This window comes from Solibacillus sp. FSL K6-1554 (genome assembly GCF_038005185.1).
In the GTDB taxonomy this organism is placed as follows: Bacteria; Bacillota; Bacilli; order Bacillales_A; family Planococcaceae; genus Solibacillus; species Solibacillus silvestris.
On the sequence record NZ_JBBOSS010000001.1, the window covers coordinates 2,044,666 to 2,059,087 of the forward strand.

A 14,422-nucleotide genomic window follows, 5' to 3' on the forward strand; every position below is an offset into this window, starting at 1 on the left:
TTTAATAAATACTCTCATTGCCTACATTTTCATTAAGTTTTACGTTTAAATATATTATAATATCGAAAATAGTATTTTTTTATCATATAGTGTAAAATTCGGTTTACAAATTGGTGTTACGAATCTTACGGATCAACGAAGTGGATTTTATAGAGGGATGGTGGAAATTTAATGGAAAACGATATGAACTATCATAAATTTAACCAATTATTTACAGATCGAAAACTCAATCAAGAAGTAAATAAAGATTTTTTCAATTATTTCACATCTCTTACGAATAATCATCCGAATATTGTTATTGTATTGTCTAAATTCGGTAAAATACTTTCATTAAATAATGAAAAATTACAAGCATTACTCGGTAAACCGATAACAAATGACGATGATTTTCAACAGTTTGTATTCGGTGATAACATAGATTTATTCGAAGATACATTTAATAAAACATTACAAGGCCATACTGAAAAATGTAATATGGAAATAAAAAATATCCATAATCAAACATTATTTCTCGATTTAACTTTCATTCCAATCATCATAGAAGAATATATTGTTGGCATTTATTTAATCATTACCGACAATACGGATAAGACGGAGTTGAAACAAGAATTAATGCTGTGGGAAAATCATTTGAACTATGCACAGCAAATAGCAGAAATCGGTAGCTGGGAATATGTTTTTAATGAAGATAAACTGATCTGTTCCAAAAACTTTTATAATATGTTAGGGCTGGATTATCAAAAATATATAAGTATCAATAAGCCATTCAAGCAAATACATCCAGAAGATTTGGACATATCTTTACAATATTTAAAAAAAGCCATTTATGATGGTGAAAACTATACGCATAAAGTTCGAGTTTACCATAGGAAAACTAAGGAATTAAAACATTTAAAAGTACATGCTGAAGTATTTTTTGAAGAGGGAAAACCAGCTAAAATCTTCGGTATTATTAAGGATGAAACATACCAAACATTGCTTAAAAAGAAGCTAATGGAGCAAAATGAAGGCTATAAATCGATTTTTGATAATCTCACATCAGGTATATGGATGCGTGAAAAAATAGGAGGTAAATTCCTCTTTGCATCGAAAGGGTTGGAGAGTATATTGGAGATCCCCCTCTCTACTCTTTATGAGGATTCAAAAGCGTGGTATAACATGATCCAACCTGTCCATCTTCCGGAATTGGCAAACGGTAAAAAGAAAATGATAAACGGGCAAAGTTTCCAGTGGATTTATCGAATTAATTCCGGAAGCGGCACAACAAAGTGGCTGCTTGAAGAAGTTGTCCCCCGCCTTGATGATCATGGCCAGATAACGAATATATTCGGATTAGTCACTGATATTACTTATGAAATCGAAAAAGAACATACAATAAACTATTTATCCAACTACGATAACCTTACAGGACTGCCAAATCAGCAAAGTTTATTTAAAAAAATGGATTTAATGTGCGAAAGTGATGATCCTTATGCCATTCTTTATTTTGACCTTGACCGCTTTAATATCATCAATGATTCACTCGGCTATTTTATCGGGGATGAAACATTAAAGTTTACTGCGCAACGTCTTGAAAAAATAATGCCTAAAGAAAGCTATCTAGCTCGTTTGAGCAGCAATGATTTTATTATGATAATAAAAAATTACAATAATAAAAAAGAAGTACTTCAGTATGCCAAAAAAGTAATCAAAAAAATAAGAGAACCCTTTACTATTCAGGATTACGAATTGAATATCTCGACCAGTATTGGCATTACCTTTTATCCAGAAGAAGGCCGTGAAAAATTAACCCTTTTAAAAAATGCTCATACAGCACTTTATAAAGCCAAGAAGGATGGGAAAAATACTTATAAGCTTTCTTCAGATGATGGAGATCTATCATCTTATAAAAAGTATGCATTGGACCGAGATATGCGAAAGGCTATTTCAAATGAGGAATTCGAATTACACTTCCAGCCTCAAGTGGAAACAGGCAATGGTTCTCTTTGCGGAGCTGAAGCGTTAATTCGCTGGAACCATAAAGAATGGGGATTAGTTTCCCCTGGAGAATTTATTCCATTGGCGGAAGAAAACCATATGATCAACGGGATTACTGATTGGGTCATTGAAAAGGTTTGCCAGCTTCTTAAAGAATGGAAAGAAAAAGGACTGCCGATCATTCCGATAGCAATTAATGTCCCCCCTATCCGATTTATGAAAAAAGGATTGTTTCAACATGTGAAAACACAGTTGGAACATTACGGTATTGATCCGTTCTATTTGGAATTCGAAATTACAGAAGATACATTGCTGAATATAGAATCGAGTGTGTATTCAACGATTCAAAGCTTAAAAGACCTCGGGATTCGAATCGCGGTTGACGATTTTGGTACCGGCTATGCATCTTTAGCTTCGATTCGAAAGTTTAAACCGAATAAAATTAAAATCGATAAAATATTTATTGACAATATTAATAATGAGGACAAGGTAGATAACGGTATTATTTGTGCTACATTAAATTTAGCAAAATCGTTGGAGATGAATGTGGTCGCAGAAGGTGTGGAAGAGTTTGAACAGCTTAAATTCCTCAAGAAGAATGACTGCGATGTAATTCAAGGCTATCTATTTTCCAAACCCGTTAAGAAGGAAATGTTTGAACACATCATGAAAGCCGGTTATTTATCACCGCAAGTTTCATAATCTTTAGTTCCATCCATTAAAACAAATAAACCGAAGCAACTTTTAAAGCTGCTTCGGTTTTTTATGATGTTATTTTGACTCGTTATATGCTTTTAAGAATTCTTTAACTTTTTCGCTGTCTGCTTCCAGTTTTAAACCTGTGTCAATTAAAGGTGAAACTGTTGATACAGCTGGTTTTTTCTTACCTTGGTAGTAGCTGATGAACTCATCTTGATTGATCGAGTGAAGGACTGCTTTACGTAAGTCTGCAGATTTTGCTGTTTCACGACCGCTTGTATTGAACAATAAGTACGATACTGCGTTGCTGTCGGCTGTTTTTAATTGTAAGTTTTCATCGCCTTCAACTACATCTGTTTTCGTTTCAGGAACTGATTGTAATACGTGGATTTCACCATTTCGCAATGCTGATAGTGCACTGTCATTATCCTGGATGAAACGAACGCTGATATTTTCAATTTTCGGTTCGTTTTCAGTTCCTGCCTGGTAAGCAGGGTTTTTCACGAATGTTGCTTCATAGTCATTTTTCTTAACTAAAATATACGGACCTGATGCTGCTAAATGGTTTGCATAGCTTGCGCCTTCCGTAACAGTCGATTGATCACCGTATGCGATATCCGTGTTCGGGTCATAGCTTGCTACATCAAATGTGTTCACTGCAGTTACCGCAGCTTCAGATACAATTCCGCCAGATTGGTGCGCTAAGTAGTTTAATACTTGCGGGAATGGATTTGGCGTTGTTAGTTTTACAACTTGGTATTTCCCTGCTGCATTGTCTACATCTTTTTCATCTTTCACAACTTCAGAAATTGCTGCAGGCAGGTCATCTGATAATTCTTCTAAAACAGACTTGCCATCTGCTGTTTTCACTGATTCCAATGAAGTAATATCCGATACGATTTCAACTGTATCAATATTTTCATGGATTGAATATGTGCGGTGATCCGGAACTGATGTTTCGTCTTTTGCACGGTTTAATGAGAATACAACATCTTCTGCTGAAACTAAATCCCCTGTATCGACTGCTTTTTCGCCTTCCACTTTTGCGAAGTTAATATCATCGCGGAGCACGAAATAATACTCTTCATTGTTTTCGGCTACTGCGTAGTCATAAGAAAGTGAGCCTTCTGATACGACTTCATCTGTATCCGATAAGTTTACTAAACGAACATACATATTTGTGTTTAATGTATTAATCGAGCCATCGTTTGCTTTAACCGGATCAAGTGATGTTAATGAAGCTAATGCTTGGTGAAGGACCAATGTTTCTGAAGCATTTTTCGCTTCATCATTGAATGAAATTGTTTCCCATGCTTGAGCACGTGATTTTGGCAGCCGTACTGTATCAGGATTTACTTCTGCTTTATAAATACCTTGGAACTTTTGAGAAATATATAATGGAGCAATATAGGCATTGTCGAATACTAAAGCTTGTTCCAGCTCTTTATATTTTTCCTTTGCTTCATCACCTGTTAGCGTACTCGCTTCATCGATTAATTTGTCGACTGTTTCATCTGATATACGGCTGTAGTCCCCACCAGTTTTGAATAATCCGCGTACTGCATAGTCAGGGTTACCTGTTACAGTCGTCCAACTTGAAATGGCAATGTCAAAGTTACCCGCATCTTGCTGTGCTGTGAATGAACCGTAATCCGGTTGGATATTCAGTTTTACATCGAAACCGTTCTTCACTAACTGGTCACGTACGATGTTCATGTCCTGCTCAGAAGAAGCCATACCAAGTAATTCGATGACTGGCTTTGTCCCAGCCGTTTCAGTAGTTGCTGAATCATTTTCTTTTACATCCGATTTTGTTTCGACACAGCCCGCTAATGCTACTGCTGCCACTGTTGCTGTTGATGCTAACGTAAATAATTTTTTATTCATGAAAAATTCCTCCAAAAAGTTAATTAGATTTTGGGTCCAATGCGTCACGCAGTCCATCGCCGAAAAAGTTAAACGATAAAACAAGCAGCATAATACATAGCCCCGGGAAAATCGCTAAATATGAGTGTGACTCTAAATACGTACTTCCAACTTTTAAAATATTTCCCCACTCCGGTATGTGCGGTTCAATACCTAACCCGAGGAAACTTAAACTACTAGTTGAAATAACGGCTCCTCCGATTGTTAATGTTGCTTTAACTATCATTGGTGCTAATGCATTTGGGACAATATGCTTGAAAATAATCGAACGGTCATTTGCCCCTAATGCGCGGGCGGACTCAACAAATTCATAGTTTGAAATCTGCAGAACATTTGCCCGCATCGTTCTCGCATAGGTCGGAATTGCGCCGACACTTAATGCGATAATCAAATTGGTCGTATTTGCACCAAATGCGGCAATAATCGCAATCGCCAACAGAATACCAGGAATTGCATATAAAATGTCCAATGCACGCATAATGATATTGTCGGTATTTTTTCCGTAATAGCCTGAAATCGCACCGAGCGCACCGCCGATTATTGCGGGAATGATCGTTGCACTGAAACCAACAATTAAAGATATCTGCGCACCGAATACAATTCGGGAAAATAAATCCCTGCCAAAATTATCGGTACCTAACGGATATTCAAGTGACGGTGTTTGCAGCAATACCGCATAATTGTTTTCAACTGCAAAGTCATAATCAAAGGTCCATGAGCTGACAACCGATAAACTGAACATGAAAACGATGAAAAACAGGCCAAAAACCGCCATCGTATTACGTAATATTTTATTCCACGTTTTTTGCCATTTCTCCACAGCGGATGGATCTGAATTCCGCGCTTTACGAATTAGTGTAATGCCTAGCAATAGCGAGAAAAAATTGCCTGTCACTGTTGGAATAAGCAGTACAATTCCAAGCGGCAGCATCCATTTAGGTGCTGTATCAACCGTGACAAACTTCGCAATTAACACAGCTGTTGCTAAATACAGCAATGCTAGTAAGATAAATCCGCCCATAGCAAGAACAAATGTATCGACTACATATGGTTTGAACAAATTTAATCCTGAAATCAGGATAATGAATATTTGTGTCAAAAATGCATAAACAGCAAAAGTATATTCTGCCGTTTTGTTTTTCGTTGCGAGCATAAAGCCATATCCAGCAGCAAATACATTCCCGACGAAAATGGTTAAAATCAATGGAATGCCGAGAAGTCGTGTACGCTTTGTCAGTTCTCGGTGCTCCGCTAAATCCTTTTTAATAAGCAGTGATATGAGCCATACGTATATTGTTGTACCAATATATATCGCAAAAAATGCAAGTACATAAGGCCGCCATACACCTTCTAAAAAATTAAAACTATAAAGTAAAAACAGCAATGAAAAAATCGCAGAAAAAGCAATGGTAAACTGTGCATTTACATACTCTTGTGTTATTTTCAACAGCAGTTTTACATCTGATATAAATTTCACGTCGTTACCCTCTCCTAAGATTTTTTCATTTTCGAACGAATTCTTGGGTCAAAGAAAGCGTATAAAATATCGATCAGCATATTCACTATGGAAATGGTGATCGCAATATAAACAACCCCACCCAAAATTGCCGGGATATCCGGAATAAATTGCTTGTCGACAATATAACTTCCAATACCGCTAATATTAAATACTTTCTCTGTTACTGCAGCACCGCCTAGCATTCCGCCGAACAGCAGGCCAATAACTGTAATAATCGGAATCATCGCATTACGGATCGCGTGCTTAGTAATTATTTTTCGTTCACTTAACCCTTTTGCTTTTGCTGTAATAATATAATCTTCATGGATTACTTCCAGCATACTGGACCTTGTCATACGCGCAATTGATGCTGTTATAGATGTTCCAAGTACAACAATTGGCAGAACGAGTGACATCCAGTTGCTCGGATTATACGTTGCCGGGAACCATTTTAATTCCAGCGAGAACGTCAATATAAAAATTAGCCCTTGCCAGAAACTTGGAATGGATAGTCCGATTAATGCGATTAGCATAAATACATAATCAATAAATGAATTTGGACGCACTGCAGAAACAATACCGACCGGAATCGCTATTGCAATCGCCATCAGTAATGAGAACATTGCGATTTCAAGTGTTACAGGAAATTTGTTTAATATGCTTTGTGTGACATCTTCTTTCCCTGCAAAAGATGTTCCTAAATCAAATGTAAACAGACCTGACAGTGAATGCCAAAGCTGTACTAAGTAGGGCTGATCCAACCCGTATAGCTTATTAAAGTTTTCGACTTGTGCAGGAGTTGCCTCTACCCCTAGCAAATTACGGGCAGGGTCAAACGGTGAAATATACAAAATCGTAAACACAAGCGTTGCTACCCCAATAATAACGAACACACTTTGTAATAAGCGCTCAAAAATAAAGCGAGTAAATGGATTACTCGTAATGAGTAGTAAAGCATACATTAAAATACCAGGAATTATTGTAATCAGTAAAAAGTTCGGACGTTCTAATAGTGTACTAAAATAATTTTTGTAGGAGTTTTCCACTACTCCATTTGCCGCAAGCCTTTTTTCTATCTCTCGCTCCAATTTTTGCTGGGCAAGCGCTTTCGCAGCTTGAATAATAGTTTGCTCATCGACCTTTCGATTGAAAAACTGAGCTTTCGTCCGTTCTTCTACTTCATATTGCTTATGCCACTCGAATACTTTCTCGTCTTCTATTATTTGTCTCTTCACATTCATAGCCTTTTCCGCATACGTTGATTTGGATCGATTCATTAAATAGAGCGGAACTGTGAAAATGTGTACGAACAAGCCGAGCAATACAAAAGCAAAATAATAACTCTTTTTCGAAGCATTTTTTTGAAAGCTTTCAAAAAATAAATGCTGCATGAAACAAAAGCAGCTCCTTTCTTACCAATTCTCTCCACCCTTACTGTGTAAAGAATTTTCAAACTTTAAATATTGTATAATTCCTACCTGTATAGTAATGTATTATGTAGAACGAACATTCAGAAGTCAATGAAATTATTTTATTTTTATTAAAGGATGAGCATGTTATGAGTAAAAAGTTGCTTCAAGTAAAGGATTTACGTGTATCTTTTATAACTGGCGAGCAAGAATTCGAAGCCGTTAAAGGCGTAAGTTTTCATGTAAACGAGGGTGAAACAGTCGGAATTGTAGGAGAATCCGGTAGCGGAAAAAGTGTAACGGCCCGTTCAATTATGCGTTTACTTCCATCTCCTCCTTCTTTCTTAAAAGATGGAACGATTGAATTCCAAGGAAAAAATCTAATTACCCAAACGGAAAATCAAATGGAAGCGATTCGCGGAAAAGACATTAGTATGATTTTCCAGGATCCGATGACCTCTACAAACCCAACTATTCGTATTGGTGACCAAATTGCAGAAGGTATAATGAAACATCAAGGGCTTTCGAAAAAGGAAGCACATTTAAAAACAATTGAACTATTAAAATTAGTCGGAATAAAAAATAGTGAAGAACGTTATAATCAGTACCCCCATGAATTTAGCGGCGGGATGCGACAACGAGTTATGATTGCTATGGCTTTAGCATGTAACCCTTCCCTTCTTATTGCCGATGAACCGACAACAGCGCTTGACGTAACAATCCAAGCACAGATTTTATCATTGATGAAGGACATGCAGCAGCGATTTGGTACATCTATTATATTGATTACACATGATTTGGGTGTCGTAGCGGGTATGTGTGATCGTGTTGTTGTTATGAAGGAAGGCGAGGTCGTCGAACAAGGTACAACGGAAGAGATTTTTGCCAATCCGCAGCATCCTTATACGAAACGACTGTTGAACGCTTTGCCGAAGCTACATGAACCGAAACAGCCGAAAGAACTGCCAAACTTGTCGCCTGACTTGAATATAAATGTGCCGTTAGTCGAAGTTAAAAATATATCCAAACATTTTGAATTAGCAAAAGGCAATGTATTAAAAGCGGTGAATGATTTATCATTTCAGATTTATCCGGGTGAAACATTAGGGCTTGTTGGTGAATCAGGTTCCGGTAAATCGACAACCGGCCGAACATTGTTGCAGCTACACGAGCCAACAGACGGTGAAGTACTTTATAAAGGCGTACCGGTTAGTCGCTTAACGAAAAATGAGCTAAAAAGTATGCGTCGTCATATGCAAATTATTTTCCAGGATCCTTATTCAAGTTTAAATCCGCGAAAAAAAATATTGGATATTATCGGAGAAGCACTGGATGTTCATAAACTGTCCCCTTCCAAAGAATCACGCCGGGCACGAGTAGAAGAATTATTGGAGCTCGTCGGTTTAAAAAAAGAACATGCGCTTCGTTATCCGCATGAGTTCAGCGGCGGTCAACGTCAGCGTATCGGAATTGCACGTGCTCTTGCTGTGGAACCTCAATTCATCGTTTGTGATGAGCCGTTATCCGCGCTTGATGTGTCCATTCAAAAGCAAGTCGTTGATTTATTGAAGGATTTGCAGCAGCGATTAGGATTAACATATTTGTTTATTGCACATGACCTGTCAATGGTGAAACATATTAGTGATCGTGTAGCTGTGATGTATGGCGGAAAAATTGTTGAGCTGGCAGAAAGTGAAGAGCTGTATGCCAATCCGCAGCATCCTTATACGAAAATGTTGCTAGACTCTATTCCCATTCCGGATCCGGCTATCGAAAAACAGAAAAAGCGTCATGTTATGACAGACGAGGAACTGGCAGCAAACCGGTTCGATGTAGAAAACACAGAGCTTGTTGAAGTTACAAAAGGCCACTGGGTAGCTATATAAATATTAAAAAGACTTCAAACACCTTGTTTGAAGTCTTTTGTTTATCCTTGTCCCAAAATTTTTGTTTATTGAATTGATCCGGTACTTTTCAATCCTGGTACAACAGTTACGTTTACTTTAGCTTTTTTGTATGCTTCCATCCATTCCGCATCGGTCATTCGCCGATTATGAAATACCTTTGCTTTGTAATCAATACCAAAACCAAGCGGATCATAGCCGTGCTTTTTCATCTCCATAACAAATTGTGTAATTTTATCTTCTGATTCTTTTTTTAATTCCTCATTATATAATGGCAAATCCTTATTTTTCATGGGCTTTTTCGATTCTGATATCGAACCGTTTAAATTTATTTGCAAATCGAGTTTTATATCATGCTGATCTTTTATATTGACTTTATATTTTGATTTAATTGTATCAATATAGGCTATAAAATAATCACCGTCTTCGTTTATCAGTAGATTAGCATCCGTATTCCTAATCAGCATATTGTATATCATTGTATTCAATGGATTCAATTCATGAGGCTCTTTATTTTGTGCGATAAGTAAAGATTTATTTATTTCAAAATGCTCTGCTTCCTTATTCATTTCAATAATGGGTAATACGGAATCAATCCCATTTTCCTTCATATTTCTTCTAAATTTAAATAAGTGAGTTGTTACAATGTAGGGAGTATTTGTTCCGTTATTTTCAAAATAATTAAAGAGCTCTGGGTATGCCGCTGATTCCCCTTGCGGAACCATTTTAATTACTTCTTCTGCGGTCGGCCTACCCACAGTAATCCAGGAAATCATTTGTATATCGGCTCTTCTCAGCAAAAAGTCCAAAATCTCTTCATTTTTGTTTTTTTTTAGAAGTTCTTCACCTAAAACGATGAGCTTGGAATGCCCAAATTCGAGCTCCTTATCTGAATAGGATTCCATTTTTCGAATCGCTTCCGATAATGATTCACCATTTTCCGTTAAATAGGAGTACTCAGGTTCTGTTGCCTCTTTGAATGAGCCAGTTGGTTCATAGAGCTTTAATGTAACTTTGTACGGTTTTTTCTCATCGTCTGATGTATCAATGGCAATCATTGCAACAAAAACACTTTTATCAATATCTTTAAAGGCACAGCCCGACAAAAATAATGTACAAAATATCAAAATTACAATGCCTGTATTAATTTTTGGAGGTAGGTATTTCATTTTTCATCCTCCTCTTAATGTACATAAACACCAGAATCATACTGGGGAAAATAAAGACCAGTGCATCATAAAAATAACTCGTATACCGAAACAGCTGGTATTCAGTCAATTCTTTCGCCAGAAATATGGAAATGGCAGTAAAAATGGGAAGCGGTAAAAATTTGCCAATGCTTATATTTTTAAATTTAATTTTTTCCAGCTTGAACACAAATTTCAGAAACTCCATTGATGCATGCCAGTGAATCAGAATACTTAAAAAGGCGATTCCTAGATAAAAAAGTAAAAACATAAACAATACCCGTTCAATAATAAAATAATCCATTTTAATTGAATCGGTCGTCGAAATCCAAGGATAGACAAGTTCATTGATTCCTTCAAAACCATTAAAACCAATCGGTACAAAATAAGTTGTAAATAATGTACCCAAACATATAGAGATAATCACCATTATCTGCTTAAAACCAAATGTCTGTTTATCCGTAAAATACCGATTGAAGATAAACAAGTTCGCGGCACCCAAAAATAAAAAGAAGCAAGCGGAAAATGAATGCCAGTTTGGAAGTTGGTTAATATATAAGACAGCTTCCATAACAAAATCCCAATTAAGGCTTGCGCTGCTATATGCCTTATAAAATATGAAAAGAATCAAGGGGCTAGTGATAATTAAAATCATCTCCACCGTATACAGCACGCGATCAGTTTTCATTAATGCCCCAAAAATAACTGCTAATATAAGTGTCAAGCAAATTTGAACAATCGGCATTTCTGGGCTTAAGTAGCGAATCAGCAAAAATGTAAATGTAATGAGTGTAATGAGCCCGGCTATAAACCAGAGGACTGCAAGAGCAAATACGAAGGGCAGGTAAAACCATTTTGAAGTCGTTTTTTCCAGCAGTTCAGGTAATGTCTTACCGGGATATGAAAGAAAAAATCTTGTATAGATCGTTACAAGGACAACTCCTGCTCCAATCGATAAAATCATCGAAATGACAGTACCTTCTTTATGATAATGCAAAAGAATGGCAGGAACAGATGCAATAATGTTTGCCATCATATTAATGATAATCAAATAGTAATAAAACCGGCTCACGTTTTCTCACCCGCCTCCACCTTGTTTTTCATCTTCCGGTTGAATTTCAGATAAGGCTCCCCGAAGCTGTCGATGCTTACTAAATACATAATAAACGCATACAGTCCCAATGTTAATCCAGCCAAACCGAATATGGTCGCTGCAAGGATAAATATAAGTCGGATTACCCTGATGGAAAATGCCATTTCATTGATCGGAATGACGAAGGTAGAGATCGCTACTGCGGAAACGATAATAATCATAATATCCGATGCAAGTGAGGCTTCTGTTACCGCAGACCCTAAAATTAATCCTCCAACAGTTGTAGCAGTTGCACTTATCGTTTTCGGTAGACGGATACTGGCTTCCAGCAGCATTTCCATAAAAAACAGCATGAACAATACTTCCACGAATGAAGAAAATGGAACACCTGTACGACTTCCGGCTATCGTCAGTGCGAGCTCAGTCCTGAATACTTCCGGCGCGAAAGAAGTAATCCCAATATATAGACCCGGTAAAAGGAGACTTATGAATAGCCCTGTATATCGAAGAAATTTAAGAAAAAATGAAATAAAGAATGAATGGTAATTATCTTCCATCGACGTCATGAAATCGAAGAAATATACAGGAGCAATCAAAGCCTGGGGATTTCCATCCATCATTAATATCACCTTCCCTCCAGACAAATTATAGACAATCCGATCCGGACGTTCGGTCATAATCATTTGAGGGAATAATGAAAACTTTTTGTTGTTTAAATAGTTACTCAGCTGAACGGTAGATGTAATAACTTGCTTATCCACTTGCTGAAGTTTTTCGGTAATGATATTCAGCACATTTTCATTTACTTTATCTTTATCATATATGATAGCCAATTTATGGTTGTTTACTTGTCCCGTCGTGGAATATTCCACAAACAATGTTGGTTGATGGTAATCGGAACGAATCAAATTGATATTGGTTGCGATATTGTCGCTTAGTGCCAGCTGCGAACCATGTATTGTCGTTTCAACAGATGCCGTATTGGCCTGATCATTGTAAGAAAATTTCAAATCGAGCAGGTAAAACTTATTTTGTATGAAAATTAGCACATTGCCGTTTAAAACTTCCACAGTAAGCTGTTCTTTCGACTTACTGTCCTGAAATTGAGGCAAAGCTTTCAGATATCGGATAAATTTAGTTTCAGATTGCATTTCAAAATAGGGTTTAATGACAATTTTTTGAAGTAACTCCACATCGATGAGCGGCTTAATATAAAATAGCTCTGCTTTTTTATCGTCATCTTCCAACGTCTTCGTTGTTAATTCATTTGTATCTTTGAATTGTTCATTAATCCATTTAATGTTCTCTGCCGAAGACATAGTATTTCTCCAATCTTAGCTAAACTTTTTTATAGAGTGCCCAAAACGAGAAATACTATTCAACTAAGGTTAATTTTGGGTTAAACCCAATGAAAAAAACCCTCTCTGATGAGGAGGGTTTCCATAACTTATTGTTTATTCTTTTTTAATAAGCGGTATGCATCCATATTAATTGTTTTCACTGGGCTGATATCTTCCATGATTTCCACTACATCTTTTAGCAATGGCATTAAGTTTTCTTCAATAAATTCTTTTTTGACCGCATCTGTTACTTCTATTTCCAAGTTATCCATTCGTATTAGCAGTTCATCACACATTATGTGCAAAACTTCCTCTTCACGGTATGTAGGTGTGTCATTCAAAATGAGTTTTGCGCGTAAATCCAAATATTTATACCAGTAATCCCTTAAATCCAATTGCTGCTTATTTTTATACAATTGGCGCTTATATCCATTGGGATCAATATTATTTGTTAAAATTAGCAATCTTTCCATTTTATACTCGATCGATGATTGATTTTCTATTATTTGCTGTTGTTCTGCTATTAGCGCTTTTTGTTGCTGTTTCTCTTTAGAATATTTTACAAGTTTCTTCATTCCATAATACAGAGCAACGGCTCCAACGATTAACATCCAGTAATTGATGATAAACCCAATAACTAAAATAATCCCGATCCAAACCCATAATTTATTCATAATTACACTCCCGATACTTACACAATGAATTAAATTATAGCATCGCCAAAATAGCGTAACAACCGGTAAAATAAGACAGAGCCTGCTACTAAGGGGGGTTCCCAAAGTAACAGGCTCATCTATTAGTATGCTACGCGATTTTTCTCGTAAGCAGTAATTTGCTCTTCATATTGGAATGTAAGAGAAATTTCGTCCCATCCATTCAATAACATTTGTTTATAGTATGGATCAATTTCAAATGAATACGTTTTGCCATAACCCGTAGTAACCGTTTGCTGTTCTAAATTAACTTCAATTGCCTGTGCTTCTGCTAATCCTTTTTCTAACAGTTCGTCACATTCGCTTTCCGTTAATTTAATCGGTAAAATACCGTTTTTGAAGCAGTTATTATGGAAGATATCCGCAAAACTTGGTGCGATGACAACTCGGAATCCGTAATCAAGGATAGCCCATGGAGCGTGCTCACGTGATGAGCCACAGCCAAAGTTATCTTGTGCCACTAAAATTTCAGCGTTTTTATATTCCGGTTTATTTAATACGAAATCCCCGATTGGATTGCCGTTTTCATCAAAACGCCAGTGATAAAATACGAATTGTCCGAATCCTGTACGTTCGATGCGCTTTAAAAATTCCTTCGAAATAATCTGGTCTGTATCGACGTTTTTACGATCAAGTGGTGCATAGATACTATTTACAATATTAATCGGTTTCATGC

Annotated in this window: 10 protein-coding genes; 2 read left to right on the top strand and 8 right to left on the bottom strand. The window is 36.7% G+C overall.

The features are described from left to right. The first annotated feature begins 171 nt into the window (after positions 1 to 171). Positions 172 to 2,679: a bifunctional diguanylate cyclase/phosphodiesterase gene (locus MHB58_RS09970; RefSeq protein WP_340735123.1), complete on the top strand. Its 2,508-nt coding sequence runs from the start codon at positions 172 to 174 to the stop codon at positions 2,677 to 2,679. Positions 2,680 to 2,748: 69 nt separating this feature from the next. Here the strand turns inward: MHB58_RS09970 and MHB58_RS09975 are convergent, their stop codons facing one another. From MHB58_RS09975 to MHB58_RS09985, 3 genes are read right to left on the bottom strand one after another with little or no spacing between them, the layout of a single operon-like run. Further along, positions 2,749 to 4,563 carry an ABC transporter substrate-binding protein gene (locus tag MHB58_RS09975; protein WP_340735124.1) on the bottom strand — a complete coding sequence of 605 codons (1,815 nt, stop codon included), beginning with the start codon at positions 4,561 to 4,563 and terminating at the stop codon, positions 2,749 to 2,751. A gap of 19 nt (positions 4,564 to 4,582) precedes the next feature. Next, positions 4,583 to 6,079, bottom strand: a complete 1,497-nt coding sequence (locus MHB58_RS09980; protein ID WP_340735125.1) for an ABC transporter permease — start codon at positions 6,077 to 6,079, stop codon at positions 4,583 to 4,585. 14 nt (positions 6,080 to 6,093) lie between these two features. Then, positions 6,094 to 7,491: an ABC transporter permease gene (locus MHB58_RS09985; RefSeq protein WP_340735126.1), complete on the bottom strand. Its 1,398-nt coding sequence runs from the start codon at positions 7,489 to 7,491 to the stop codon at positions 6,094 to 6,096. A 167-nt stretch (positions 7,492 to 7,658) separates the two neighbouring features. Here MHB58_RS09985 and MHB58_RS09990 point away from each other — a divergent pair, with 167 nt between their 5' ends. Continuing rightward, positions 7,659 to 9,395 carry an ABC transporter ATP-binding protein gene (locus MHB58_RS09990; protein ID WP_340735127.1) on the top strand — a complete coding sequence of 579 codons (1,737 nt, stop codon included), beginning with the start codon at positions 7,659 to 7,661 and terminating at the stop codon, positions 9,393 to 9,395. Positions 9,396 to 9,460: 65 nt separating this feature from the next. Here MHB58_RS09990 and MHB58_RS09995 read toward each other — a convergent pair whose 3' ends face one another. From MHB58_RS09995 to leuD, 5 genes are all read right to left on the bottom strand, one after another. Continuing rightward, on the bottom strand, positions 9,461 to 10,582 hold the full coding sequence (locus MHB58_RS09995) for a Ger(x)C family spore germination protein (protein ID WP_340735128.1): 1,122 nt from the start codon (positions 10,580 to 10,582) through the stop codon (positions 9,461 to 9,463). Continuing rightward, positions 10,557 to 11,672, bottom strand: coding sequence for a GerAB/ArcD/ProY family transporter (locus MHB58_RS10000; protein WP_065215906.1), 1,116 nt, complete (start codon positions 11,670 to 11,672; stop codon positions 10,557 to 10,559). The genes MHB58_RS09995 and MHB58_RS10000 overlap by 26 nt, the downstream gene beginning before the upstream one ends. Further along, positions 11,669 to 13,012, bottom strand: a complete 1,344-nt coding sequence (locus MHB58_RS10005) for a spore germination protein (protein ID WP_065215905.1) — start codon at positions 13,010 to 13,012, stop codon at positions 11,669 to 11,671. The genes MHB58_RS10000 and MHB58_RS10005 overlap by 4 nt, the downstream gene beginning before the upstream one ends. A gap of 128 nt (positions 13,013 to 13,140) precedes the next feature. Then, positions 13,141 to 13,707 (bottom strand): ABC transporter substrate-binding protein, encoded by a 567-nt coding sequence (locus MHB58_RS10010; RefSeq protein WP_340735129.1) that lies wholly within the window; start codon positions 13,705 to 13,707, stop codon positions 13,141 to 13,143. Positions 13,708 to 13,829: 122 nt separating this feature from the next. Beyond that, positions 13,830 to 14,420, bottom strand: coding sequence for a 3-isopropylmalate dehydratase small subunit (leuD, locus tag MHB58_RS10015; protein WP_065215903.1), 591 nt, complete (start codon positions 14,418 to 14,420; stop codon positions 13,830 to 13,832). Positions 14,421 to 14,422 lie beyond the last annotated feature (2 nt).

What these genes read in the sequence shown, in the direction of transcription:
- MHB58_RS10005 (WP_065215905.1), bottom strand. Translation starts at nt 13,012, where the DNA reads ATGTCTTCGGCAGAGAACATTAAATGGATTAATGAACAATTCAAAGAT.
- MHB58_RS09975 (WP_340735124.1), bottom strand. Translation starts at nt 4,563, where the DNA reads ATGAATAAAAAATTATTTACGTTAGCATCAACAGCAACAGTGGCAGCA.
- MHB58_RS09985 (WP_340735126.1), bottom strand. Translation starts at nt 7,491, where the DNA reads ATGCAGCATTTATTTTTTGAAAGCTTTCAAAAAAATGCTTCGAAAAAG.
- leuD (WP_065215903.1), bottom strand. Translation starts at nt 14,420, where the DNA reads ATGAAACCGATTAATATTGTAAATAGTATCTATGCACCACTTGATCGT.
- MHB58_RS10010 (WP_340735129.1), bottom strand. Translation starts at nt 13,707, where the DNA reads ATGAATAAATTATGGGTTTGGATCGGGATTATTTTAGTTATTGGGTTT.
- MHB58_RS09970 (WP_340735123.1), top strand. Translation starts at nt 172, where the DNA reads ATGGAAAACGATATGAACTATCATAAATTTAACCAATTATTTACAGAT.
- MHB58_RS09990 (WP_340735127.1), top strand. Translation starts at nt 7,659, where the DNA reads ATGAGTAAAAAGTTGCTTCAAGTAAAGGATTTACGTGTATCTTTTATA.
- MHB58_RS09995 (WP_340735128.1), bottom strand. Translation starts at nt 10,582, where the DNA reads ATGAAATACCTACCTCCAAAAATTAATACAGGCATTGTAATTTTGATA.